The sequence below is a fragment of the Rhodopirellula sp. SH410 genome, from assembly GCF_055811895.1.
The window spans coordinates 235,733-261,637 of the sequence record NZ_CM147949.1; the positions used below are offsets into that span (position 1 = coordinate 235,733).

16 protein-coding genes are annotated in these 25,905 nt (G+C 56.4%); 5 read left to right on the plus strand and 11 right to left on the minus strand.

All coding sequences use genetic code 11. From position 1 onward, the window contains the following. Positions 1-54: 54 nt before the first annotated feature. Together SH410x_RS00825 and SH410x_RS00830 are read right to left on the minus strand one after the other, a co-directional pair. Positions 55-2,904, minus strand: a complete 2,850-nt coding sequence (locus SH410x_RS00825) for a WD40/YVTN/BNR-like repeat-containing protein (protein WP_473673785.1) — start codon at positions 2,902-2,904, stop codon at positions 55-57. A 311-nt stretch (positions 2,905-3,215) separates the two neighbouring features. After that, positions 3,216-4,475, minus strand: a complete 1,260-nt coding sequence (locus SH410x_RS00830; protein WP_473673787.1) for an ISL3 family transposase — start codon at positions 4,473-4,475, stop codon at positions 3,216-3,218. A gap of 138 nt (positions 4,476-4,613) precedes the next feature. Between SH410x_RS00830 and SH410x_RS00835 the strand changes: the two genes are divergently transcribed. Next, complete coding sequence (locus tag SH410x_RS00835) at positions 4,614-4,763, plus strand: hypothetical protein (protein WP_473673789.1); 150 nt, start codon at positions 4,614-4,616, stop codon at positions 4,761-4,763. 219 nt (positions 4,764-4,982) lie between these two features. Here the strand turns inward: SH410x_RS00835 and SH410x_RS00840 are convergent, their stop codons facing one another. Together SH410x_RS00840 and SH410x_RS00845 are read right to left on the minus strand one after the other, a co-directional pair. Next, positions 4,983-5,513 (minus strand): recombinase family protein, encoded by a 531-nt coding sequence (locus SH410x_RS00840; RefSeq protein ID WP_473677453.1) that lies wholly within the window; start codon positions 5,511-5,513, stop codon positions 4,983-4,985. Then, positions 5,446-5,991, minus strand: coding sequence for a magnesium chelatase domain-containing protein (locus SH410x_RS00845; protein WP_473673791.1), 546 nt, complete (start codon positions 5,989-5,991; stop codon positions 5,446-5,448). Before SH410x_RS00845 ends, SH410x_RS00840 begins: the two co-directional genes overlap by 68 nt. 207 nt (positions 5,992-6,198) lie before the next feature. Between SH410x_RS00845 and SH410x_RS00850 the strand changes: the two genes are divergently transcribed. Further along, entirely contained in the window at positions 6,199-6,336 is a 138-nt protein-coding gene (locus tag SH410x_RS00850) for a hypothetical protein (RefSeq protein WP_473673793.1), read from the plus strand. Between the two features lie 91 nt (positions 6,337-6,427). On the opposite strand, the gene SH410x_RS00855 is transcribed toward SH410x_RS00850, so the two are convergent. The 3 genes from SH410x_RS00855 to SH410x_RS00865 all read right to left on the minus strand — a co-directional run bounded on the left by SH410x_RS00855 (position 6,428) and on the right by SH410x_RS00865 (position 17,244). Further along, positions 6,428-8,521: a family 20 glycosylhydrolase gene (locus SH410x_RS00855; RefSeq protein ID WP_473673795.1), complete on the minus strand. Its 2,094-nt coding sequence runs from the start codon at positions 8,519-8,521 to the stop codon at positions 6,428-6,430. 512 nt (positions 8,522-9,033) lie between these two features. Continuing rightward, the gene (locus SH410x_RS00860; protein WP_473673797.1) at positions 9,034-11,895 is read right to left on the minus strand and encodes a hypothetical protein; all 2,862 of its coding nucleotides are present in this window, start codon (positions 11,893-11,895) and stop codon (positions 9,034-9,036) included. 234 nt (positions 11,896-12,129) lie between these two features. Then, a complete protein-coding gene (locus SH410x_RS00865) occupies positions 12,130-17,244 on the minus strand; it encodes a beta strand repeat-containing protein (protein ID WP_473673799.1) in 5,115 nt (1,704 codons plus the stop codon). A 571-nt stretch (positions 17,245-17,815) separates the two neighbouring features. Between SH410x_RS00865 and SH410x_RS00870 the strand changes: the two genes are divergently transcribed. The 3 genes from SH410x_RS00870 (at position 17,816) to SH410x_RS00880 (ending at position 20,416) form a co-directional block, all read left to right on the plus strand. Next, on the plus strand, positions 17,816-18,976 hold the full coding sequence (locus SH410x_RS00870) for an SdrD B-like domain-containing protein (protein WP_473673801.1): 1,161 nt from the start codon (positions 17,816-17,818) through the stop codon (positions 18,974-18,976). Positions 18,977-19,202: 226 nt separating this feature from the next. Beyond that, positions 19,203-19,940 carry a cohesin domain-containing protein gene (locus tag SH410x_RS00875; protein WP_473673803.1) on the plus strand — a complete coding sequence of 246 codons (738 nt, stop codon included), beginning with the start codon at positions 19,203-19,205 and terminating at the stop codon, positions 19,938-19,940. A 146-nt stretch (positions 19,941-20,086) separates the two neighbouring features. Beyond that, positions 20,087-20,416, plus strand: coding sequence for an ArsR/SmtB family transcription factor (locus tag SH410x_RS00880; protein ID WP_473673805.1), 330 nt, complete (start codon positions 20,087-20,089; stop codon positions 20,414-20,416). A gap of 143 nt (positions 20,417-20,559) precedes the next feature. Here the strand turns inward: SH410x_RS00880 and SH410x_RS00885 are convergent, their stop codons facing one another. The 4 genes from SH410x_RS00885 to SH410x_RS00900 form a co-directional block, all read right to left on the minus strand. Beyond that, positions 20,560-20,979 carry an autotransporter outer membrane beta-barrel domain-containing protein gene (locus SH410x_RS00885; RefSeq protein WP_473673807.1) on the minus strand — a complete coding sequence of 140 codons (420 nt, stop codon included), beginning with the start codon at positions 20,977-20,979 and terminating at the stop codon, positions 20,560-20,562. A 222-nt stretch (positions 20,980-21,201) separates the two neighbouring features. After that, positions 21,202-22,572 carry a BBP7 family outer membrane beta-barrel protein gene (locus SH410x_RS00890; RefSeq protein WP_473673809.1) on the minus strand — a complete coding sequence of 457 codons (1,371 nt, stop codon included), beginning with the start codon at positions 22,570-22,572 and terminating at the stop codon, positions 21,202-21,204. 217 nt (positions 22,573-22,789) lie between these two features. Further along, positions 22,790-24,400, minus strand: a complete 1,611-nt coding sequence (gpmI, locus tag SH410x_RS00895; protein ID WP_473673811.1) for a 2,3-bisphosphoglycerate-independent phosphoglycerate mutase — start codon at positions 24,398-24,400, stop codon at positions 22,790-22,792. A gap of 66 nt (positions 24,401-24,466) precedes the next feature. Further along, positions 24,467-25,894, minus strand: coding sequence for an aldehyde dehydrogenase family protein (locus SH410x_RS00900; RefSeq protein WP_473673813.1), 1,428 nt, complete (start codon positions 25,892-25,894; stop codon positions 24,467-24,469). Positions 25,895-25,905: the final 11 nt, after the last annotated feature.

The window sequence follows — 25,905 nt, forward strand, 5'->3', positions numbered from 1 at the left end:
ATCGCAACTCGACGCATGTCGCCTGTTCTGCCTATAGTGCGTATTGGCCGTGCTCTATTGGATGTACCAAAGCATTAGGCCTTTACCTTCTGCATTGGTTGGTTGGATCATAAACCCCTTGTGGCGTTCCTGGGCTGTCCAATTGTAAAATAGGCGATCCGACCGGACTACCAAAATCCCATATCTTGTCTGTGTCGAGCTTGGCAGCCTTGGTATTGTAAATGCTTTCAATATCCACGCTCCTATGGCCTGTTTTGTTGATGGCCACACAGCTAGCGCCGCGTTCTTCTGAGCAGCATGGACAAAGAATTTGTTACCGGCGATCGTCTCATTTAATATCCAGCCGCTTCCCTCGGCTGCCGCGAACTGCGTCGACATTGCTGACCATTCGTACCACGGATACTTCCCATTCAGCGCAGAGACGATGGCTGCGATCTGATTTTTTCCGTCGCTTGCATTAAAGTCCTTGAGCCATACTTGGAGTTGTGATTTAGCGTTTGGCTTGGCCTGGGTTTGGCACAATCGCTGCCACTTCCGCCAGTCCGACTTAAATGTTTCCAGGGCAGTATGGTGATGAGCGGTGTTTCTGGGGGCGCCCTGCCAAACGGAAATAGCGCCTTCCAGCTCCAGTGTATTCTCAACCAGAAGCAAGATTTCCGCCGCCACAGCATTGATGGCACCGATATCGCCATACGATTTCTCATAAACGGACTGAAGAATTCCAGATCCCGTCAGCGTCGTTTCGTTTTGTCCAGCCGACAAGAATCGATAAATCTTGGGGTGCAGATCTAATAAGATATTGAAACCTTTGAAATCATCAATTGTGGATTGGACGGGGTTTCTTGGCCTTGATCTCACATCGCGTTGGTAGTCCGCGTAAAACGATCTTAGTTCTGATAAATCTGCTCCAAGGGCCTGAGCTGCAATCGAATACTTCAGGTCTTTGGCAATATGGTCTAAATGACTCGACAAGTTCGATTGAACGCCTTGGACTGCAATATTTGTTTTTTCGATGGCACTTAAAATCTCTTCTTTGTCCGACGGTCCCCCCGTGAAGCTCGTTGCAATATCGACGACCAGGCCGACGACGGTGCCGACTGCCCCCATTACTTCTGCGGTTTTTCCAATCTTCTTGGCCAAGTTCTTCGCGGCCCCCAATGCGTTGGCTGTGTTCGGATTCGAAGCGGCTGCGGCAATGGACATCGCCGTCGAGGCAACTCCGACGGGCTTTGAAGAGTTATCCAGCAACTTGTCAATTGATTCCAGTGCTTTGGAACCCGAGTCCGCGATCTTGACGAGGGAAGTCGTCGTTGCCAACGAAGTCTGAAATAGCGATTTGGCTCCGGCCGGTGTTCGCTTGAGATCATCGACGCTCAGTGATGAACCCGTAAATTGATAAATGGATTCCGGCGTGTTTAACGCATCCGTACGCTTGGGAAACCCGGGATCGGCAGCCTCACCCCATCGAAAACGCGTGTATTCAACTCCGTGGAATGCATAAAATCGATCGCTGTAATTGTCGTAAAAAATATTGTCAAAATGCGTCCAGTAGGCTGGCAGCCATTTCGGACGAGGCGATGAGATTGTTGAAACTAAGATCGGATCGCTTCGCTCGGGGATTCCGTAGATTCCATACGTATTGGGGGTTCCATTTGTGATATAGAAGTCGAACAAGAAACACCTTTTCTCTGGCGGAAAGTAGATGAATCGATCGTACTGTTCGCCAAGCGGTGTTCTGATTCCGATATTGGTCCATGATTGCTGTTGAATGTTTTTCCCGTCAGGGGAGAAGGAAGTAATCTTGTCGTGAATAGCGTAGTAGCGATTGTTGTCCGGATTCCAGAACATGTCTCGCAGTGCGTTGACATTAACATTCGCAAGTGCAGGCCATTTGTCCTGAATCTTGAATGTATACTCCATTCCAAATGCAGCTTCTTCAACGGACGCATACGGCTCGCACATTCCGTCTTTGAAAGCGTAGTATAGTTCGTCGCTTTGCGAATAGACGATGAAATTCGGCCGTGACAGGGCTTGGGGTGGATTGTCAATGTATGCAACCGATTCAAAGGTGTTTGGCGAGGTTGCCATCGTCCAAGTTCGTCCCTTATCTTTGCTGTAGTACGTTTGCGAGTTTTTGTTGCACCCCCAGACATGCTGATTGCCCGTGACACATGCAGAAATATTACTAAGCCTTGAGCCAGGACTCGGCTCAGTCCAGGATCTTCCATCGTCGACACTCAACCAGACGCGTTGGTTACCATTGACACCGATAACAAACCCCCGCCCTGCTGCTATCTGAGTTAGAGCATCTACACCGCTTGTGCTCTGTGCTGTCCAGGTGCTTCCCTGATCCGACGAGACTTGCAAAACCTGGGAAACGTCCAGACCATACACAATCTCCTGGCCTTTTTGATCAATTCCCACAGCAATCGATGTGAACTCAGGTTGCGTTGTCCCCCAACGAAGCCATTGCTCAGTCTCGTTGTCCCAGCGATTTATGTGCGAGTTGACGTCAATCAAATAGGACGATCCGATTCCAACAGCAATCCTCTTGCTGGTTTGCTGCTCTACTCGCGAACTCCGGTTTTTTCCTGCAATAACGCCCCCGGAAGTTTGCTGTGTTGCGTCCGCGCGTTGCCAGGTTCGACCATCGAATGATCGATATACATTGTTGTGGACATTGGATCCCCACAGGACCGGGCCTACTTCACCCGCTTGAGCGCCTGCGGACACCGAAGTCAATCTGGCCCCGGGGGCTTCTACTTGCCACGTTGATCCCCAGTCATTCGTCCGAAAAACCGTACCGTCCGCTTTCAGGGCGATGGCTGACTGCCCCCAGGCATCCCCAAAGAACACCCCGGCGCAAAGCAATGCAAAAAAAGCCAAAGAGATCATTGTACGCAAGACATTTCCCTTAAAGTGCCGACGGCTTAGCTTGTAGAGCTTCGCTCAAGCCTAAGCGTTACGAAAAATAACTTCCAATGCAAGGGGTGGGTGAGTAATCAAGATGGGGGCCTGCCTGAGCAAAAAGTGCACGACAACGCATGGGGATGTCCGGTTGGTTGTTAAAAGATCAGATGGCATTGGTGCTGAAGAGCGATCGATGCAGAGTGTTGGGAACTTCCAAATGACGCAGGGCTAGCAAGTCGGGGTGCATGACAGCTTTTGTGTTGGCGCAAAATTAATCAAAGACGTCAATAGGCGATTTTGGGGGCTCATCCGACTAAAGCGTACTTTTTCTGATGGAGCGAATAAAGCAATAGTTCGAAGTATTCGCGATCACGAATGCCGTAGGATTGTCGTTGGAGCGTCTTGATTTTGTTATTGGTGCCCTCCATCGGTCCAGAAGAAATCCGGTGTTTGAAATAACTCAACAGCCCTTCCTCAAGCCGCGTCAGGGTTTTGGCCATCGTCTTCAATGGTGAAAGTCCCGTCGCGGTGGCTCGCCTGCACCATGACCGCAAGAACAACTGCGCAGGCCATCGAAAGGTGTGCCCCCAAAACAATCGCAACTCCTCTTTGAGATAGTATCCCGTGGCCAGCGGTTCATTGAGCTTCAGCGCCGCTGCCAAGTGAGCCTCTTCGTCCCGATCCTCGCTCTGATTCTCGGGGTTCTTCAGCAGCAACCAGCGGCTCCCCTTGAGCACCGATTTCTCGTCGGCCGTCGCCTCTTGGTACAGTTGTCGACGCAGCGTGGTCAGCTTCTCGTTCATCAACTTCACCACATGAAAGCGGTCAAAGGCGATGTCGGCCTTGGGGAGGTTCCCGCGCACCGCCGAGATGTAGGCCGAGGACATGTCCATTGCCACCGCTTCGATTCGATGCCGCCGACGCCCCAAGCGTTTCCAAAAGGGAACCAGCGATTCAGCCGATTTCCCGTCTCCAACGAAGATAATCGCTCCACTATCCAAGTTCATTACCAGTGTCACGTAGCGATGCCCTTTGCCGATGCAGATCTCGTCGATCGCAATCCGCCGAACGTCTTTCAGGGAAGGATTGGCGAATCGTCGCCTGAAATCGTCTTTTTTGATTTCCTTGATCACGTCCCATGTGACACCGAGAAGATCGGCAACGTCTTTGATTGTCATGCTGCGAGTGAGCTGCAATGCGTAGTTGGCCCAGTTCTTGGTGTAGCTTCGACGAGCATCGGCAAAGCCGACCTTGATCTGTCGAACGACCCCGCAATCGCGGCACTGCAGACGTGGCAAAGTGCCGACAATGACGGTCTGCTTCAATCTGATCGGCGAACACCTGAATTCGCGTTGCGTGACGCCTCGTTTGATCACGTTGTTGCTTTGGCACGAGGAACAGCAGATCGACTTCTCATTTGGATGGACATGGAACCGTGTAACGCCTCCGGTGGGCTCGATTCGAGTCTGCCGGTAGCCACGAATGCCGAAAGAGTGATACAACAAGGAGGTGGACATGTACGTTCCTGCAAAGAAGATGTGAGAATTCTCTTTGAAGGATGGCATGTCCACACTTTTTTATCCATCCGTCGTAACTTCCGCGACTTCAAACCCGGCGCACGCTTCCGTCGGATGAGCCATTTTGGGTCTCTTCGTTTAAGATACGGGGATTGGATTGCCCCGGTAACATTTTGGAGTGGTCGCATGGATGCGAAACAAGCTGCGTTAGAGAAAAAATTTGCTGAGATTTTTAGGCATGCTGCTGAGGTTGGTGCTCAGATTCAGGCCCTCGAACAGGGGCCAGGTGTTCCGCATTACGACCAGATTGAATCGCACGCTCATGGGGTTGGCTAGCGACTCAGTCAGATTATGCAGGAGACCCGGCTTGGCGACGTCACAACCCAACAACCTCCACAGTCAGCCTGTCCCGATTGCGGCAGGGCGTGTCGCACGAAGACGAATTCCTGGCAAGTCGTCTCTGAAGATTGGCCGGTGGACCTGGTTGAAAACGTCGCCCGTTGTACTCGCTGTCGACGGGATGTTTTCCCTCAGCGTGAAGCACTCGGGCTCGATTCAAGAGAATCCACACCCGGTCTCAAACGCCACATGGTAATACTTGACGCCGAATGTCGTTCGCTCAAGCGAGCCGCAATCGTGATGGAGAACGTCGTCGGGCAGGTGCACGCCACCACACCAATCACTCAATCGTTCGTATTTCTCGGCTGTTGGCTTCGTTGGGATCTGGGCATCCGACTCGTAGCCCTCGCTTCGCACGAACCGATCAATCGAATGGGCGACCACGACGGCGTCATGCTGTTTGGCGAACTCGCAAGCCACTATCAGTCTTTTCCGCTGGTCTTCCTGTCCATCCAAAACGTACCCGCTCGAACAATCAGGGGGAGTGGCCAGCACAGTCAAGCCTATCACGCGGCAAGCAGCGGGCAGATGCTGTTTCCGCTTGTCGAACGTCCCGGCTCGCTTTTGCTCACGACCGGACACTCGGGCATAGCAGACCACTGGCGTTGATGTGGGAACGTCATCCAGGTCGGCAAAGATAGACCGCATTAGGGCAGCATGCCTCGCGGTCGATATTTTGCATGTCATCAGAAGTCTTTGGTTGAGAGACGGGTGCGTTCTCCGAGGGGACGATCAATCCTTTGAGTGATTTGTCTTTGGCAGCTTCGATGGCGATCGACAACACGCCTTTGATGGGGCGTGTGATGCCCTCGAGCGCGAGTTCGCCGACGACGGCGTAGTCTTCGATCCGTTCGGCATCGAGTTGCCCGCTGCCGGCGAGCACGCCCAGTGCGATCGGCAGATCAAACGAGGGTGCCTGCTTGGGCAAATCGCCGGGAGCTAGGTTGACCACGATACGATCGGTGGGACGAATAAAACCGCTGTTGGAAATGGCTCGTTCGACGCGGTGCGTCGATTCTTTGACGGCCGTGTCGGGCAGTCCGACCAGAATGGTCTTCGGCATCGCGGCGGGCGAGATGTCGACCTCCACATCGACCGGCATCGCTTCAATGCCCAACAACGTGAATGTCTTCAGTCGTGCCAGCATGAGTGCCTCGGTATCCACAGAAGAAAAGTACGCTCGATCGAACTTGAGCTGTCCGGTCGACGCAGCTCATTGTCAGCGCAGTCCCTGAATGCGCCGACACATCGATATTCCGACTCCATCATACCGGATCAGGAGCCCGCAGCGTGCCGCGACAAATTCACTCGCTTTCTCGTTGGTCCTCGGGAGGCGTCCTCGACAGAGCCCCCTGCTGCCAATCACGCCATCATGCACCAACCTGTTCTGTCGACCACCAACGGGCTGATTGCGATTCAGTTCATCCGTCGCATCACGCCGACCTCGACACGCCGAGATCCGCTGCTAGGCTCGGCCGATGGATCTTCAAAAGCAATACCCAAGAAATGAACGGCGACACCGTGATTGCCGAAAATCACGGTGCGGGACACCGTTGATCTCGTCGATGTCGTGCGTCGTGCGTCGTTTTTGCCAACCGGTTTCAACGGACTTGCACTTCCACTACTTTCGAAAACGAATCGAATACATAGCCTTTATTGCCTTGGCTGCGGATGCGTACAAAGCGAACGTTTCGCGGTTCGAATTGGTGTTCGACTGAGGGGGTAGGCTTTTCGGGCTTTTCAAGTCGTGACGCGACTTCGTCGAATGTCTTGCCGTCGGCCGAGACCTCGACGGTGTACTTCTCGTACGAGCCGCTGACTGTGTAGGCGACCACTGTCACGCTACTCACCAGTTGTGGCTTCTGAAGGTCGATCGTCAACACGACCGCTTCCGGCACGGCAGGATAACCGAGGTAAAAATCGAGGTTGGCGGTGCCGCCATCGGTGATCCGCTGCATGGAAAATGGACTGCCATCGGAAACCGAAGAAGTCACAGGCTTGCCCAAAGCAAGATTGTCGATCGGTGTCACGGCGGTGAAATTCTTGCGACTGCCGTGGCCAAGTTGTTTTCCGTCGACAAATGCGGCAGCCCGGACGGTCGCGGTTTTGGAAAGCGGAATCGGCTGCTCGTATCGCGGGGACTTAACATTCGGCTCGGAACCATCAAGCGTATATCGGATTTCAGCGGCTGGGCTGGATGTTAATTCGATATTCGTGTTGTGGTGAAAGACACCGTCGTCAGCGATGACCAAGTCCGATGCATCGATCGTGACCGGATAGAACGCGGCGCGGCGTGCGGTTTCGGTTTTTGCCGCTCGAGCGGAGAAGTCGGCGTAGTCACGTGTGACGTCTGGGGTCCATGCGACTTCCGCAAACGGAATCAAACGCGGGACATTTTGCGGGAAATAGTTCAGCTCGCGGCCTTCCCACCAAGGCATGCAGAATCCAATCAACCCATCCGTCTTAGGAGTTTCGATTGGATCAGCAAAAGTGGGAATGCCCGGGTTCACGTGTTTAAAACGAGTCAACGACAACGTCTCGTAGATATGCTGCGGCGATGTCATGGTGAAGTTGGTACGCGGATAATGGTCCACAAGGTACAGAGGATCCCAGGCCGCGTTGACGACGCGGTAGCCGTCTGCGAGCATCTGGTCGGCCGGATAGTTGATCGTCCGCCAATTGATGTGAATGACTTCGGTGTTGACTCTGTTGTCACCTTTTCCGGGAGTCGGCCCTTCCCAAACCAACGTCTGCTTTCCTTTGGATTTCAGGTAGGCGTGCAGCGAGTTGATCAGGTCCCGTTGCAGATCCTCTGGGACGCCGAATGCTTCGTCACCTCCGATATGAATGTAAGGCGTCGAGGAAAACACATCCATCATCTCATCGAGAAGCGTTTGGATGCCTTTCAGAGCTTCGTCGCTTTTGACAAGGTCGGTGCCGGTCTCGCCAAACACCTCGGGGTAAAGACCTCGCAACTTGCCCGAATGACCGGGAACCTCGAGTTCCGGGATGATCGTGACGCCGCGAGCGACCGCGTAAGCTTCGATCTCTTTGAACTGATCAAGCGTAATCAGACCATCCCACAGTTTGGGGAACGCGGTTGAGGGAAACGCAAAACGCTGGTCATCCGTCAGATGCAGTTGCAGCGAATCCACTTTGTAAAACCACAGCAGGTCGATGGTCTCTTTCAATAGTTCAGCGCTAAGTGGGTTGCGTCCCATGTCGACCATGAAATTTCGATAGGTCAATTTTGGCGAATCGCTGATCGACAATTGTGGAATCGGCTTGGTGTCATAGCCGCCGATTAGTTGCAGGAGGGTGGCCGTGCCGTGGGCCAGCCCTTTCAGGGTCGATGCCGTCATCGCGATTTGCTTGTCCGTGACACTGAGCGTGTACGCCTCGGGGGCAAGAGTCTTGTCCTGTTGAATCACCAGCACGACATCGGTATCGGCATCCCCAGCAAATTTGAGTTGGTGCTTGCCCTTGGTCATTTGATCGATCGTGGTGCCCACGATCTCAATGTGCTCTTTCCAGGCGGGATCGTTCGGCGCGGACACCGTGATGACCCGGGGGATGGGCATCATTTTGTTGTCAGCGATTGAATATTCGACAGGTTTGGGAACAAGCGGCAGGCTTTCTGCCAACACCGCAGGTGCAAGCATGAGAGCGACGATGAAGCAGCAGGCGCGTTTCATGTTGAATGTCCAATGAGGATGATTGTGTTTGTGCATAAGGGGGGCAGCTGAGTTGAAAAGTTCCGAGGTGTGACTCAATCGCCCGCTGTGAAAACTTGCTGCCAAAACTGGTTGTATTGAGGCCATTTTACGAAGGGACGAGCGGAAAATAAGTGGCCGAACGCTCCCCGGTCGGAATGGTCGACCGCGGAGCGTTCGGCCACAATATCAGGCAGTAATTTCCCGCTCGTTCCTAAATTGTTTCCCCAGTGCGGACCCGCTCCGGTTGTCGACGCCGTGACTCGACTTTGGCCGAATCGGTGGGCTGCCAAAAGCGGGCGCCAGCGGCCAGCATATTCGATGTCCACAAATCGTGGCGGACACGTCCCGTGGTCGGCGTCTGCCCATGGCCGGCGTCTCATGAAAGCCCAGAAGCGGCGACAGCGTGTCAAAGTCGATTCCGGCGACAGTCGGATGGTCCGATTGACTCACTCGTGTGGCAAACCTGTGCGGAATGCATCACCCGCATGCGCTTACGGTGAAAAAACGATCCAGGTGGCACCCTGGGCTGGGATGGTTGCGGTCACTTTTGCATTTTCGCGGCGGTCCAGATTTATCTTCTGGCTGTCACCACCGACGATACGGACGGTCGCCGTTTCGCTCAGGCCAGAATAGTACAGCGGAATGGTGATCTCGCGCGTGATCGGTACATTGAGCGGGTTGTAGACGACGGCGAGCGCTGGCGTCTTCAGTTCAGGATTGACGTGCAGCCAACCGTCCCAGTCTCGTCCGTCGGCTCGACGCAGAGGAATCAATGCGCTGTCCAGGATCGACCGATGCTGTCGGTAAAAATCGACCCAGTGCTTCACCATTGATTTGGTTTCTTCCGTGTCGTAGAGGCGAGGTCCTCGGAAACAAGCCTGCACTCCGGCCCCCAACAGATTTTGCAATCGGCGTTCGTAGTGGTCCAGGTGTTCGCTGAGCGGTTCGATGGTCGCGTCTGCCCCGCCCCCGTGGTACTGCGTTAAAGGAACAAACATCCAGCCCATCGTCGGGAGTTTGAAGCGAGTTCCATCGTGAATGTTTTGTCGCTCGATGATCTCCTGGTAATCTCGTGGCAACGACCAGTTCGTTTCACGATAGCCCATGCCATTCTTGTTGGAACCGTTCAAGAAGTACCAATCGGGCACGTTCAGGTAGACGCCGCGGCCTCGACACCAACGGTAGAACTGTGTGATTGCCTGCCACTGCCGCCACCGAGAATCCTGATAGCCAGCATGTCCGGGGTGATCATGAGAAGCACAGGCGTCTCCAGGGTACGAACCATCATGCTCCAGCAGATCGCACCCGGTTGCTTCGTAGAACTGGTAGAGTTTCCGAAAGTAGTCTTGCCCCCATTCACTTTCCAGGCAGGGGCTATTGCCGAACCGAGCAAACCCACCGGGCTGGCCGGTTTCCGGGTTAACCACGTCGTCTTTGGCGCTGACCGAACGGCTTGCCAATAGCGAATACCCGCCCAGAGCAATCCCTTTTTCATGTGCATAATCCGCCAGTTCACGAATTTGTGCCAGATAGTCCGGGTCTTCATTTTCGATATTAAAGCCACTGCCGAACGTCATGATCACCAACTCGAAACCGACTGCGGCCGATTGGTCAATTGCCAAACGAACAGCGTCAGGTTGGGCACTGCGAACATGGTGGATTAAAGGATTTTCGGTGACCCAAGGCGAAATGGTCTTGTACATACGGCAGAGAGCGAGTGCCTGCCGAGTTTCGTTTCGATCGTCATAGGCGAGGATCCAGGTGCGAAACGATTCGAATGTTTCTTGATTGGCGACATCGACATCCGGCCCCAGCGGAGGACGGCATTCCAGCAGACACTTTGACTGCAGTAGGTAGTTCACCTGCGTCTTGTAGGTTGGGTCTGCCATCCAATGCACCGAATCTCTCTGCGCACTGGCGCCGTGCATGGAGCAGGTCGTGAAGTCGGTTTCAACGTGCAGATTGGGGTACATCGGTGCGGCCAGGTCTTCGACCTGGCTGGATGCTTCCGCGCACGCCAGAATTTCACTGGTGAATGCATTGAGATGGATCGGCCGACCACTGTTGTTCTGCAGTGTGAACCATTTGCAGATCAGTGGCAGGCCGTCATAGATTTCGTAGTGCACAACAATTTTGACACCACTCACAGATGACGTGCTCGTGTCACTCACTTTCCCCAGAAAAGCGAATTGACTGATTCGACAGCGCTGCGGTTCGCTGGGTTGATCGGAGTAGTCCTCGGCTTTTCCATTGCGAGACATCTTGCCGACGCGGACTGATTTTAGTTCGCCGGGCGAAGAGACCGCGCCGATGTCACGCCATGCTTCGCTCTGGCTTCGAGCCCACATCTGGATGGACTGGCCGTCTTCGGAAAGCAGCAAACGCAATCGCACCGGCTTGTCGGGCGTCATTCCCGACAGGGTTCTTTCCTGGTCATTCTGCAGGATGCCCAGTTCGGCTTTTCCCGGACGCAGGTTGAGTCGCACGATACCACGTGTTCCCACAATCGCTAGACCTGGCCCCCAGCTGGCCGATTTGTCGGTTCCAGGATCGATTTCACATTCGACGCCCCGCGCACCGTCTAGCCATTTTCGTTCGGCATAGGCGAAACTGTTTTCCAAAGCAAACACTTCTCCCACTTTGCCTTCGTTCTGAAATGAAGTCCGGGGATGAAGATCGCTGGTCGTCACTTTCCATGAATCGGACAGGCTCTCAAATCGTTCTTCCAAAAGCGTTGTGCGTTCTGGATTTGCGTTTGCCTGGAGTGGCGCTGTAAATTCGAATTGGACTTCGACTCCCTTGGGTGGCCAGGCCACGTCGTTGGCCATCCACGCAGGGCGTTGCTTCCAGGCGAACCGAGCTTCTATCGGACGGACAGAGAAGTCCGCGAATTGGAAAGATGCTGGATCGTTTTTGAGCTGGGGATACCATTCCTGCCGCAGGAAGTTCCCCAGCGGCTGTCCTACCAGACCGCCGACATTGAAGTCCTGGCCATTGATGCGAACCTGGCACTCAGGCCGAACGCTGCGTAATAGCGATTCGCCATTCTGCAATTGACGTAGTTCGACACAGGCGAGGTTGGGTTCGATGAGAAACGTGCGTCGGACGAGACCATTGTCCAAAACCAGTTCCCCCGGACGCTCGGTGCGGTAGGCACCTGCCGTTCGTGCAATGGATCCAACCAGCCAATCGCTGTCCGCCGCAGCCGGGACCAAGGCAAGCTCCAGCAGCTTCGAGGGCGGCCCCGCAGCGGGGGCGGGCGAGTTCACCAGTGCCCAACTGGCCACAAGGATGAAAGCCATCACCGAGTGACGGGGAGCCAAACGCGAGCTGGCGGAAGTCGATGATGGCATTTAGGTTGTTCCGGTGAGAGATGAGCAAGCCAAAATGATACCCCGAAAGACTGCTTGCTGCGCGTAGCGCTTCGAATCGTTGCGTTGGCGTCCAGGGCGATGAGTTTCCTCGCATGAACCGCTGGGCCGGATGGAGCAAAAAAAACGGGCGACCCGAAGGCCGCCCGTTGGACGTTTTAGTTCACTGGGATGCGTCTGCCTTCCCTGATCGATTTCTCACGGACTCGACTTCAACTAGACCGTTTCCAGGTCCAGTGTGAGCACGCCTTCAATGGACAAGCCGTAGCGATCTTCGCTTCGCACGCGAATGCTGTAGCTCGCTTGTGCGGACGAATCAAGATCCGTGGTGGACCTCAATTCATTGCCGACAATCTCGAAGGAGCCATTGTCCGCATCACCATCGCCAGCAACCAGTGTGTAGACATGGCTGTCGGCCGTGTTGGCGTCAGCCGTTGACAGCGTACCGAACAAGGTGCCTGACAGCGGGTTGGCAGGAATCGAACTGCCCGTGATCGCGATCGCTGTCGGGGCAACATTCGCCTCGCTGATCATAATCTCCAACGTCTGCGTCAGAGTCAGCCCACCGGCATCTTCGGTTTGGACATCCACCGAGAACATGTCCTGGATCGCATCATCGAAGCTCTGGTTGGTGACCAGGTTCCCGCCAACGATTTTGAACGCGTCCGGTTGACCACCGCCATCGGAGACGATTGTGTAGGTGAACGTGTCACCTGCATCAGGATCAACGCTGCTAAGAGCGCCAACAACGGTATCGACAGGTTGCCCTGCCGCAACAATGTTCTGGTCGAGATTGACCGCCGTGGGTGCCGAGTTGGCGGGCGTCTCGGTCACATGGATGGTGAAGGTCTTCTCGACCGATAGTCCGCCGGCATCCGTGACCCGGAGGTGGATGGTGTAGCTCGACTGCGTATCGAAATCGAAGCCTGCAGCGGTCTTGAGCTGGTCACCGTCGATCATAAAGGATGCGTTGTCGGTATCGCCAGCGCCTTCGACGAGAGCAACGCTATAGGTAAACGTGTCACCGGCGTTGGCATCGATCGCACTCAGCGTTCCCACGACACTGCCGATCGGCGCCGACTCATCGATCGTGTCATTGCTAAGGTCGATGTCGGTCGGAGCCGTGTTGGCGGGTGTCTCGGTCACCGTGATCGTGAATTCAGCTTCGGTCGATAGGCCACCGGCGTCGGTCGTGCTCACTCGAATCGAGTAGCTTGACTGGGTAGCGAAGTCGAGAGTTCCTACCGTCTTGAGTTGATCGCCATCGATGACGAACGATGCGTTGTCGGTATCGCCCGTGCCCGCGACGAGAGCGTAGGTGAACGTGTCACCGACATTCGCGTCGGTGCTCGTCAGCGTGCCAACAACGGTGCCGTCGGGTGACGATTCATCGATCGTGTCGCTACTGAGTTCGATCGCGGTCGGAGCTGTGTTCGCGGGTGTCTCGGTCACCGTGATCGTGAACTCAGCTTCGGTCGATAGGCCACCGGCGTCGGTCGTGCTCACTCGAATCGAGTAGCTTGACTGGGTAGCGAAGTCGAGAGTTCCCACCGTCTTGAGTTGATCGCCATCGATGACGAACGATGCGTTGTCGGTATCGCCCGTGCCCGCGACGAGAGCGTAGGTGAACGTGTCACCAACGTTTGCGTCGGTGCTGGACAACGTGCCAACAACGGTGCCGTCGGGTGACGATTCATCGATCGTGTCGTTGCTGAGTTCGATCGCGGTCGGAGCCGTGTTGGCGGGTGTCTCGGTCACCGTGATCGTGAACTCAGCTTCGGTCGATAGGCCACCGGCGTCGGTCGTGCTCACCCGAATCGAGTAGCTTGACTGGGTAGCGAAGTCGAGAGTTCCCACCGTCTTGAGTTGATCGCCATCGATGACGAACGATGCGTTGTCGGTATCGCCCGTGCCCGCGACGAGAGCGTAGGTGAACGTGTCACCAACGTTTGCGTCGGTGCTGGACAAAGTGCCAACAACGGTGCCGTCGGGTGACGATTCATCGATCGTGTCGTTGCTGAGTTCGATCGCGGTCGGAGCTGTGTTCGCGGGCGTCTCGGTCACCGTGATCGTGAACTCAGCTTCGGTCGATAGGCCACCGGCGTCGGTCGTGCTCACTCGAATCGAGTAGCTTGACTGGGTAGCGAAGTCGAGAGTTCCCACCGTCTTGAGTTGATCGCCATCGATGACGAACGATGCGTTGTCGGTATCGCCCGTGCCCGCGACGAGAGCGTAGGTGAACGTGTCACCAACGTTTGCGTCGGTGCTGGACAAAGTGCCAACAACGGTGCCGTCGGGTGATGATTCGTCGATCGTGTCGTTGCTGAGTTCGATCGCGGTCGGAGCTGTGTTCGCGGGCGTCTCGGTCACCGTGATCGTGAACTCCGCTTCGGTCGACAGGCCACCGGCGTCGGTCGTGCTCACCCGAATCGAGTAGCTTGACTGGGTAGCGAAGTCGAGAGTTCCTACCGTCTTGAGCTGATCGCCATCGATGACGAACGATGCGTTGTCGGTATCGCCCGTGCCCGCGACGAGAGCGTAGGTGAATGTGTCACCGACATTCGCGTCGGTGCTCGTCAGCGTGCCAACAACGGTGCCGTCGGGTGACGATTCATCGATCGTGTCGTTGCTGAGTTCGATCGCGGTCGGAGCTGTGTTGGCGGGTGTCTCGGTCACCGTGATCGTGAACTCAGCTTCGGTCGATAGGCCACCGGCGTCGGTCGTGCTCACCCGAATCGAGTAGCTCGACTGGGTAGCGAAGTCGAGAGTTCCCACCGTCTTGAGTTGATCGCCATCGATGACGAACGATGCGTTGTCGGTATCGCCCGTGCCCGCGACGAGAGCGTAGGTGAACGTGTCACCAACGTTTGCGTCGGTGCTCGTCAGCGTGCCAACGACGGTGCCGTCGGGTGACGATTCATCGATCGTGTCGTTGCTGAGTTCGATCGCGGTCGGAGCTGTGTTCGCAGGTGTCTCGGTCACCGTGATCGTGAACTCAGCTTCGGTCGATAGGCCACCGGCATCGGTCGTGCTCACCCGAATCGAGTAGCTTGACTGGGTAGCGAAGTCGAGAGTTCCTACCGTCTTGAGCTGATCGCCATCGATGACGAACGATGCGTTGTCGGTATCGCCCGTGCCCGCGACGAGAGCGTAGGTGAACGTGTCACCAACGTTTGCGTCGGTGCTGGACAAAGTGCCAACAACGGTGCCGTCGGGTGACGATTCGTCGATCGTGTCGTTGCTGAGTTCGATCGCGGTCGGAGCCGTGTTGGCGGGTGTCTCGGTCACCGTGATCGTGAACTCAGCTTCGGTCGATAGGCCGCCAGCATCGGTCGTGCTCACTCGAATCGAGTAGCTTGACTGGGTAGCGAAGTCGAGAGTTCCCACCGTCTTGAGTTGATCGCCATCGATGACGAACGATGCGTTGTCGGTATCGCCCGTGCCCGCGACGAGAGCGTAGGTGAACGTGTCACCGACATTCGCGTCGGTGCTCGTCAGCGTGCCAACAACGGTGCCGTCGGGTGACGATTCATCGATCGTGTCGTTACTGAGTTCGATCGCGGTCGGAGCCGTGTTGGCGGGTGTCTCGGTCACCGTGATCGTGAACTCAGCTTCGGTCGATAGGCCACCGGCATCGGTCGTGCTCACTCGAATCGAGTAGCTTGACTGGGTAGCGAAGTCGAGAGTTCCTACCGTCTTGAGCTGATCGCCATCGATGACGAACGATGCGTTGTCGGTATCGCCCGTGCCCGCGACGAGAGCGTAGGTGAACGTGTCACCAACGTTTGCGTCGGTGCTGGACAAAGTGCCAACAACGGTGCCGTCGGGTGACGATTCGTCGATCGTGTCGTTGCTGAGTTCGATCGCGGTCGGAGCCGTGTTGGTTTCCGTCACTGAGATCGTGAATGTCTTTTCGACCGACAGGCCGCTGGAGTCGGTGCTTCGAACACGAACGGAGTAGCTGGATTGGGTAGCAAAATCGAGTGTGACAGCGGTCTTGATTTCGTCGCCATCGATGACAAACGAGGCGTTGTCGGTATCGCCCGTGCCCGCGACGAGCGTGTAGGTGAATGTGTCACCGGCATCCACGTCGGTGCTCGTCAGCGTGCCCACAGAGGTGCCGACGGGGGCCGATTGAATGATCGAGTTGTTGGAGAGAGAAATATCGCTCGGCGCATGTGTCACGTCGCCGGGGATCTCAGGCAGGTTGGGAGTCGGCAATCCGACAACGCGGCGGAGAATATCGCTGGAGTCCAGCGGGCTGAGCCCGTCCGCCCCTGTCACGTCACCTAGCAGAACCGGGTCAATCGTAGGGAACAATCGGTTCGTGGGTGTGGTGCTGGTTGGATCGGAGTAGACAAAACCGGTATCGAGGCCAACTCCAACGCGAGCGACCAGGCGAGCATCCTCAGCGTCGTAGCGTTCGTTCCCATTGACGTCGCCGAGGTAGGCCACGACTTGCAGACTGTCGTTAGCCATGGCATCCATCGCGCCGGCGTTGACATCAAGGTCTGAGAGATGGATGACCTGTGAGGTTCCATACGCCGCGTCGTCGGGTACCGACCCAATCAGCTTGAGGAAATCGGTTTGGTCAGCGGTTAATGGATTGATGGAAAAGAATGAAACCGTGGCCGTCCCGGGTACGGTTAGATTTGAAATGACTTGGCTGCCCGCGGGAGCGTCCGCTCCCAATTGCACGTCGCTAATATCGAGCATCGCGGGATCGTAGTGGATCGTCAGGGTCACCGAGGTCACACCCTCGGACTGACTCAGTTGAATCGGGAGCCCGTCCTGCAACCCGGCACCATCCGGGGTTTGCAAGTCCTGGCCGGGGCCACGGACAATGCCGGGCAGGCTGACCGAGACAGGTGGCGCCGCGTCAACGGTGAAGGTGGTGACAAAGTCACCGCCCGCGGTACCGTCATTGTCGCCATCGAGCAATTCTCCGTCGGCGAGATCCGTAAACGCATCAGCGGCGCTTCGCAGGGTAGCGGTATAGGTATCCGGCGAGAGCGCTCCGTCACTGGCGACAAAGGCGATGCTGGTACCGTTGACAACAAATGATCCGCGGACATCGCCTGTCGTCGCCCCATGCAGTACCACGTCGGCGGCGCCAGCGGCTTGGCCTTGCGTGTCGAATAGGTTCAGATCATCGACGTTAACCTGCTCGCTGAATTCCGCCGTGAAACCGCTGGCGGACGGCTCAAAAGCAGCGATGGTCGCCGCCAACACACGCCGATTTTCGAGAGATTGTAAAGACAGTTTGCGCGGCTGACGATTAATTCGACGTGAGTTGGACGAAGAACGGATCGACTTGAAAAAACTACGCATAGAGAAGAGAACTCACATGGGTGGGACTGGGGAGGTACATCGTGACTGTGGTTGCGTAAAGCGAGAGGGAGCAACAACAGCACAACACGAAAAGCCATCGCGGATGCTTGCGTCTAAGAGGGGGAGAACCCCCCACTCCACCGAAAACAAAATTCCGATGTCCGACCACATCATCCTGGGTTTCTACCTGTGGCAGCTGCCCTCGACGGAAGGCTTCCAGTCTATGTCTCGTCGGATTTTTAGATTGGACTATTCTAATCGTCGGAAAGTTCCATGCTCGCCCAAAATCGATTCATTTGTGCGGTTATAACGCTATATACTGTCGCGCCGACGCATCGCGAAATAAAGTCCAGCGGTCGCCGAGTTGACACGGGCTGCTAGACAGTTGGTGCCGATAATCAAAGACGTCTGCAGAGCAACCGTTCGTTAGCCACATCGACGTGCCACGCGACGCCCCCCGGCAAAAGCTACCCGGTCAGTCACAGCCCCGTAGCCAGCATAAATCAACACAATTCTGTGAAACTGATCTGTCTGTAGGAACTTGCTGGCACTCTCGCGAGTCAAAACGCACATGAAGAAAAAACGCTCTCGATCGCTGACGGTCCAACCGCTCGAATCACGGCGACTGCTCGCCGCTGTTGATATCCCCGATGATCTGACGGGAGACGCCTCGGCATTGGTGTCCGTCCCCTTAAACATCGACGATGCGGCAGCCATTCGAGGGGCCGAAATCCGGCTCAGCTACAATACGGATCTGCTCGATATCGATCCCGACGCGATCACCGCGGGTTCGGTGTGGACAGGTCTCGACACCCAAGTCACCGCGAATGTGGACGACGCCGCGGGCACCGTGACCATCTTCGTTTCAGCATCGGCCGGGTTGCCCACCGGTGGGGGAAGCCTCGTAATTTTGCCGTTCTCCATCGCGGGCTCGGCCGTCGCAGGCGACACAGCAATCCTCGATTTAACCGAGGTCAAGTTGAACGAGGGCCAAATCCCGGTCACGCCCACCCCCGTCCCCGGCAGCGACGCCACCGATGGCTTGATTACCGTGACGGCGGGTTCGGGAAGCGAGACCATTGGCGGATTCGTCTATGCCGATACCAATACGAACAACACGCCCGAGCTCGTCGAGGGCATTCCTGGCGTCGTCATCACGCTGACCAATGTCGCGACGGGCGAAACGCAACAGGCGACAACCGACGGCACAGGACGCTATGAATTCGATGAACTGAGTCCGGGCACCTATCGAATTGAGGAAGTTCAGCCGGCGGCTTATCTCGAGGGCGGTGTCAACGAAGTGTCCGTGACCGTCGTTACCGACCAAACCGTCTCGGACCAAAATTTCCGCGAACTCGGGCTCCTACCACAGTACGTCTACAGTCGGCTGCAAACGACCTTAGTTCGACCCATCGGATCGACTGCGTGGACGGACTCGATCCTACAGATCAATTTGGACGCCACCAACATCGCTAGCCAGGCGGACAATGGCGCATCAACCGCCAGCAACGCCGACCAGGCCGCGGCTACCCCGTCGGCATCGATCTCGAGTGAATCACAATCGGCGCCCGCCGGTGAACCGCTTCCCTCGAGTGAATCGGCACCGGTCAACGCCAGCCTGCTGTCGAGCCAGTCCCAGGTGGTACCCGCGACGCCCGAATCGAGTCAGCGGAAGACTGATGACGAGGCCGTTGCACGAGATAGAGCCTTAGCATCCATGCTTATTTGGTAGTCAAGCAGGATGAAACCAGCGTGAAACTGGAATCATCTCGCGATTGCGATTGCCTTTGGCGAACGCCGTTGAGTAGTTCTCTGCATCGACACGCTCGATGTTGGCGTTTTGGGTGCGGCATGGTGGCTGGGCTCATCGTCGATTCTCTTCCCTCTTTTCTGGCGGGCCAAGGATGGCAAACCGAACCTCTCGTTTGACGGTGCAGTGTCTCGAATCGAGACGTATGATGGCCAGTGTTTCTATGCCGAACACTCCGCTACCCGCACCGGCGAACTATCAACAGTCAGCAGTCCCGGCGGAGATCTCGACGCCCATTGAAGTATCCGGCGCTGACGGAATGCGGGCAGCCGAGGTGCGGATCCAATTCGATCCCTCGGAAGTCACCACGGATGCGTCGCAAATCCGCAGCGGGTCAGTCTGGGGCGGTCGTGCGGCCGTCATCGCGAACGTGAACCAGGAAGCCGGGACGATTGTTGCATTCGTTTTTTCGGCGACTCCCGTTGAGACGGGCGATGGAGCATTGATCGACATCGATTTCACGCCGAATCCCAATGCTCAGCAGGATGGAGCAATTCTCATTGACGTGCAAAAAGTGCGTCTCAACGAGGGGCTCATCACACTGACGAACGAGCCTGTTGTGGGCCCCGACTCCAGCGACGGGCGAATCGAGATCAGTGGAGGGACCTACGCGGAGGTGCAATCAAAGCGGATCCAAGGGTCATTTTCCGCTGATGCCAATGAAGATAACTGCACCGCAACTCCCATCGAGTCGCAGTTCGACCAAGAATACGAGGACGCTTCCTGGCAAGAACCGCAAGTGCAACGCACTCAAGCAGCAGGCCCCTTGGCGGAGACACAAACCCCGCTCACGCCCCAAGCCGTCGACGATGTCTTTGGGGACATCTTTGATTCGCACACCGCAAAGAAGCACGATTTCAATGTGCGTGCGACGTGGCGAAATTGAGGTCGTGAAACCACCGGCTAATCACCGGGATCGTTTCAGGATCTCTAGGTAATCCGCAGGGCGTTGTCCCGGGCGAGGTGGATCAACGCCGTTGATGGCGATGGACACAACGTTGCAGCCGCAGTCGCGAACGCTAGAATGTGGCCATGGACAATGTCACGGGTTTGGACGAAATTCGCTGCGCCGCTTACCTCAAAGCGTTAGCGGAACCGCTACGGTTACAAATCGTGCGGGCGCTGCAGTCGGGACCGCTAAGCGTGTCGGACTTGGCCCTCGCCCTCGATCAAGAAGTGGGCACCGTCTCCCACCACTTGCGAGTGCTCTTTCACGCCCATCTCGTTTCGACGCAGCGGCAAGGGAAATACATCTACTACTCACTCAGCAGTGATTTCCACAAGCAGCCCAGCAAAACGGAAAAAGTCGGCTCACTCGACTTTGGATGCTGCAAACTCGACATCAGCCCCACGTCGAAATAGGGAGCGGGAGTCGTTCAAAACATCCACGTCGATCCAATCGAGCCCAGGTGGAACGTAGTATCGGGGGTATAGAAACCCTGGTAGCCACCCGATAAACGGCCTCCCCAAAACGCTCCCCAGTCCAACTGCAGGCCGACGGATGCTCAATCTCGCCCCGCGTTCACACTGCGTGAATCGAACGGTGTGGTGGCATTCGCGTTCTGGGACTGGTTGGCGAGGGTACTCGTGTTGTCTAAGAATTCATGAAACCATCCCAGTCGCAGACGCGTGGTAGCCGGGCCCAGCCCAGTTGGAGCTGATTGCTCGACGTCAATGCCGACTAGGGATCGCAACGAATCACGGTCATTCGCACTGACGTTCAAGCCAAAGTCCGCGTCACCTGACTCTCGAACGGAGTTGAGATCAGTGTAAAGGCTCTGCAGTCCAACGTGCGGTAGCCACAGTGTCGGCCCGGCTCCGAGCGCCTTGCCCAGTTCCAGATAGCCATAGCGAGACGTCCCGCTGAACGAACTCCCACAGATCTTGTGAAAACTCGTTGGCGTGTTGACGCTGCTGAGGAGCAAAGAGAATACGTTCGGAAACGCTACGCGTGCGTCGTTCCTAAGAGGAACCAGCTCTGTGAATCGCCATCTCGCCGCAAGTTCAGCTCTTGAGCTGACCAGGATGGGACTCGTTCCCATGCGAGGCCTCGTCTCGGGGAACCGTTGCCGCATTGTTCTCTCGGAACAATGGTCCCAAGCGACGACTCCTGCCCTCGATGCTTCACGCGTCCTGTTTAGCCCACGTTAAAACGTGATCGTGCCACCGACGTTCAAACCATGGGCGAAGAAGCTGTCGGTCTGGAACTGGTACGCGGGATCCGCGCTTCCCGTGATCGGTTCGGGTGGGAACTGGGATACCTTGCGACTGACCTGGTCGCTCACGCGGACGGCATCGGACCAGTACAACAGACTGTATCCGACGAACACCTCGAGATGATCGTCGATGCGGGTATGCAGATTCACACCAACCTCGGGCAAGACGGCGAACTTAGACTCGTCGTAAACACCGATGTTCGTGCTCTGGGCGAGCAGGCCACCGTTGAACGTCGCCGAACCGCCACCGGGAACGGTGGTCACGGTTGAACCGTCAATCGTGGCCTCGCCTTGGTTGACACCCAAACCAATCTTGCCGATTAACGACAAGGTCGTCGACGCGGAGCGTTGCTGGAACTGGAGTCCCAGCTGTGCGCCGTTGAAGCGATTCTCCGCCGAGAAATGATCGTACAGGTCCACCGTCGTTCCCGCGATGATTTGACCTTGGGGCTGCGTGTAAACCGATGACTGGTTCACCTGCAGCATCTCGTCGAGTTGAGCATATCGGTAGCCGACCAAGAAATCGACGGACTGGCACTGCGACGACGCCAGGTTTAATCGTCGGCTGATGTCGTACATCTGCAACTTGTTGCCGACGGTTGCGGAAACCGAACCGGTCAAATAGTCCGGATGAGCGACGATCATCGACGCTTCGGACGCGGTCCCGGTGTCGAATACGGGGCGAGCGAGCAAGCCGGCGTTGCTGAAAAACGAGGTGTCGTCATTGAAAATGCCCATCGCACTGGCTTCCCAGCCATTTCCGCAGGAATCATCTTGCCAGCCGATGGTGACGCGAGCGCCCGAGCGAAACGAGTCGCCGTAGGACGTGCCACCGAACAGGACCGCGGTTCCGGGCTCGCCCAGGACGCCGGTATTTTCGGGCAAGGTGCCCGTCGGGCTGGTTGTGACCAGGGCGGGTAAGTCGATCGCATCGAGGGACCAGTGTAAGTATTCGGCGCGAATCCAAAAGTTGCGTGGCATGCGATTGGGGGCGCAGGCACTGAACTCATCACAGGCGCCGTATTGGTCGCATGCATCAAGCTCGAATGAACCGAGGTCAGGCAGGGGCTCATACGATTCGTCAAACTCCGCATAGGGAGCCTGTGAAGACGACGCCGCACACTCTGCGGCACTCACCGGGCGCCAATTCGCCTGCTCCGTCGTCTGCATCGCTTGTGCACGCGTCATCGGAGCATCCGCTTGGACGGCCTCGATGGCGAGCACGGCTTGACACATGGTCAATACTGACAGGCCGAGAATTAACGATTTCGCAGGTTGCCGAGGCTGGGAAAGGTTTCGCATTGAAATCATTTCGGGGGAACAAACGGGTGGCGTATAAGTAGACCTCCATCTGAACCATTTATCGGCACCTTCCGCTAACCTCCGTTAGGGTTTTCCTAATCGTTAAAGTCGAATTTTGAGAAAGTTCGTTGTACCGCTAGCATCCCGAGAGCCACCTGGCCCGCTCACGCGACTCGTGAAATCAACGCGCCGCGATGCCGCGTTCTGTGAAACTCGTCTAGGAAACGTCAACCAGTGACTCACCCGTCATCTCGGCAGGCTTGGCGAGCCCCATCAGGGCCAGAATCGTGGGCGCGATGTCGGCCAGACGCCCACCCTCACGAAGCGTTTTACCGCGTGAATCTGGGTCCACCACGATCAGTGGCACGGTGTAGGTCGTGTGTGCGGTGTGAGGGCCACCTGTTACCGGGTCAATCATCTGTTCGCAATTGCCATGGTCCGCGGTCACGACGAGACTGCCGCCGGCCGCCAAGGTTGCATCCACGATACGCCCGACGCAATCGTCGACCTTCTCCACGGCGGTGATGGCGGCTTTCAAAACGCCGGTATGTCCCACCATGTCGCCGTTGGCGAAGTTGACAATATACAAATCATTTTCACCGGCCTGGATGTGCTCGAGCACCTGCTCGGTGATCCCCTCGGCCGACATCTCGGGTTCTTGATCGTACGTCGACACGTCCCGCGGTGAGGGCGCCATGCCCCACTCTTCGCCGGAAAACGGATCATCGCGGTAGTCATTGAAGAAAAAGGTCACGTGCGGATACTTTTCGGTTTCCGCACAGCGGAACTGTTTCAAGCCTGCCGCGGCGACCACGTCGCCAAGAATATTGGGCATCTTGGCCCGCTTTTCAAAGATGACTTCCACAGGCAGCCCTGTTTCGTAACCGGTCATCGTCGCGAAAAAGAGGTTATCGATCTTCGTTCCACGATCGAAACCACCACCGGGGATATTCTGCCATTCAGCGTCGCTGTAGGTGAACGCTTTGGTGATCTCCCGTGTTCGGTCACCGCGATAGTTCATGAAGATGACCGCGTCCCCCGCCGCCACAACGATTGGCGATTGGCCCGGCGCGACGATTGACGTGGCCACGACAAACTCGTCTCCGGTGCGATTCGAGTCGCTGGGATGATCGTAATAACTTTGGATCGCTTCCCCGGCCGAAGCCGCAGTGTTCGCGGCCCCCTTGGTCATCATGTCGTAAGCGGATTGCACACGTTCCCAGCGCAGATCTCGGTCCATTGCATAGAACCGACCGATCACCGATGCGACGACACCGACACCGGCCTCCGCGCATTTGTCCTCGATTTGCTTCACAAAATTCAAACCGCCGTGGGGCGAAGTATCGCGTCCATCGGTGATCGCATGGATGGCCAGTTGGTCCCCCTGCAAGCCGTTCCGCTTCGCCAAATCAATGAACGCCATGCCGTGCTGCAGGTCGCTGTGAACGCGTCCGTCGGACATCAGTCCGAGCAGATGGAGGCGACCACCCGACTTCTTGACATGTTCGACGGCACCCTGGATGACAGGATTTGAAAAGAACGATTCGTCGCGGATCGCCCGTGTGATCCGCATGACTTCTTGGTCAACAATTCGGCCCGCGCCAATGTTTTGGTGTCCCACTTCGCTGTTGCCCATCACACCATCAGGCAGCCCCACGTCTTCGCCGGACGTCGCAATCAATACCGACGGGTATTCCGCGGTGAGTTTATGGTCGACGGGACGCTTGGCCAGATAGACAGCGTTGCTGTCATTCCACTTCGGGTCAGGGTTCTGTCCCCATCCATCACGAACGATGAGAACAACGGGGCGGCGGCGTAATTGGGTCACAGCGGTGAGTGGGGCGAGAGGTTGGTTTTGAAAATGGTTTGATTGACGCGGCGAGGCGATGAGAGCCTAGCTCGGCATCGGAGCGATTTGATATGCCCGGTTCCGGAACAGGAACTCGATAATATTGCCTTCGTGCGGCTGCAACCAATTGATGCGATTGGTCGCCATCGGCCCGATGTTTAGGCGGTCGATTTCGACGCAGCGGCCGGCATCGGAGATGAACGTTTCGTCCGATGTGATTACCGTTCCAATTAACGAGGGGCCGATGTTTCGTAGCATTTGATTTTGTGGGCACTCGACCACACTGACGAACGGGAACATGTATTCCTTGGCCGCGACGGCTCGTTCGTGTGAGTCAGCATGCACGACCATCGGTCGCAGGTACGCGCAGTGATCACGCTCAATCAGTTTCTCGCCATACTGGGCTGTCATGTCCGTCACGCCAGTCTCCGCGAGATCCTGCTCGACCATCGCCCACGTTCCCGTGGCCATTGCGGGGACGGTAAAGGCGGCGAGCTGGGCAGTGGGATCGGTTGGCGGCACCACATCGATAGGACCGATTTTTTCCGCGATCGCGGCGGCAATTTCGCGGGTATGGCGACTGGCCCAGATTCCCGAGCAATTGATGCAGCTACGCCCCGAGTTACTCAGGACACTCTCGACCATCACGTCGAGATACCGCTCCCAATCGTCGACGATATCATCGCCGAGCAGAATCTTGGAAAAGCCTGGCCCGTGAGCTTGCACGCGTGGATTGCCAGCGTGTTGAGCGAGCGTTTGAGCGCTGCCAAAGATCATACTGCGAGCCGTCTTGGCCATGATCGCGCCACCGGCATCGTGGCCGCCCGGGTACAACCCGAACGCGGCGGCGGGGACGCCCGCCTCCATGAACGCAGACACCATCCGGTAAGGCGTCCAAGGCTCCTGCGATCCCGGTTTGAGCGCCAATCCGATTTGCAGAGCGATCGCCGGCAGCCACAGCGTATGAACACCAGGCGAATTATTGGGCAACACCGCGCCCAGTACAGGCGTTTGGGCTTGGTAGCTGACCGTGACACCCCGCCCTTCATCACCGTATCCCTTGGACAGAATGGACAGGTCCAAACCACGCGTCAAGCATTGCAGGATCTCATCCATCCGGCTGAGCACGAAACTGTTCTTGGCCATGTTCGAACGGCACATGTGCTCGGGCAACCCAGTGCTGGCGGATTGCTGATGCACAAAGTCATCGACGCTTTGCATCGAATCGCCCACGCGCAGTGGCTGGTTCTCGAACAGTTCGGCTGCCTTTTTGCTCATCGCAATCAGTTCGTCCGTCGGCACTTCGAGCAACGCTTTGCGAGCGAGATGAGCCTTGGCGAGATCCTTCGCGACAATTCCGCCACCGACCGTGCCGACTCTCGCAATCGGTTCTCCCGTATCAAAATGAACAACGTCATTGAACTCGAGGGACTCGTATTGCTTGCCCCAGCGAAGTGGATTGAGAGTAATCATAAGAAGAAGGG

Bases quoted from the DNA above. Each gene is read 5' to 3' on its own strand.
- SH410x_RS00830 (WP_473673787.1), bottom strand. From the start codon at position 4,475: ATGCCATCCTTCAAAGAGAATTCTCACATCTTCTTTGCAGGAACGTAC.
- SH410x_RS00835 (WP_473673789.1), top strand. From the start codon at position 4,614: ATGGATGCGAAACAAGCTGCGTTAGAGAAAAAATTTGCTGAGATTTTT.
- SH410x_RS00840 (WP_473677453.1), bottom strand. From the start codon at position 5,513: ATGACATGCAAAATATCGACCGCGAGGCATGCTGCCCTAATGCGGTCT.
- SH410x_RS00850 (WP_473673793.1), top strand. From the start codon at position 6,199: ATGCACCAACCTGTTCTGTCGACCACCAACGGGCTGATTGCGATTCAG.
- SH410x_RS00855 (WP_473673795.1), bottom strand. From the start codon at position 8,521: ATGAAACGCGCCTGCTGCTTCATCGTCGCTCTCATGCTTGCACCTGCG.
- SH410x_RS00860 (WP_473673797.1), bottom strand. From the start codon at position 11,895: ATGCCATCATCGACTTCCGCCAGCTCGCGTTTGGCTCCCCGTCACTCG.
- SH410x_RS00865 (WP_473673799.1), bottom strand. From the start codon at position 17,244: ATGCGTAGTTTTTTCAAGTCGATCCGTTCTTCGTCCAACTCACGTCGA.
- SH410x_RS00870 (WP_473673801.1), top strand. From the start codon at position 17,816: ATGAAGAAAAAACGCTCTCGATCGCTGACGGTCCAACCGCTCGAATCA.
- SH410x_RS00875 (WP_473673803.1), top strand. From the start codon at position 19,203: ATGGCCAGTGTTTCTATGCCGAACACTCCGCTACCCGCACCGGCGAAC.
- SH410x_RS00880 (WP_473673805.1), top strand. From the start codon at position 20,087: ATGGACAATGTCACGGGTTTGGACGAAATTCGCTGCGCCGCTTACCTC.
- SH410x_RS00890 (WP_473673809.1), bottom strand. From the start codon at position 22,572: ATGCGAAACCTTTCCCAGCCTCGGCAACCTGCGAAATCGTTAATTCTC.
- SH410x_RS00900 (WP_473673813.1), bottom strand. From the start codon at position 25,894: ATGATTACTCTCAATCCACTTCGCTGGGGCAAGCAATACGAGTCCCTC.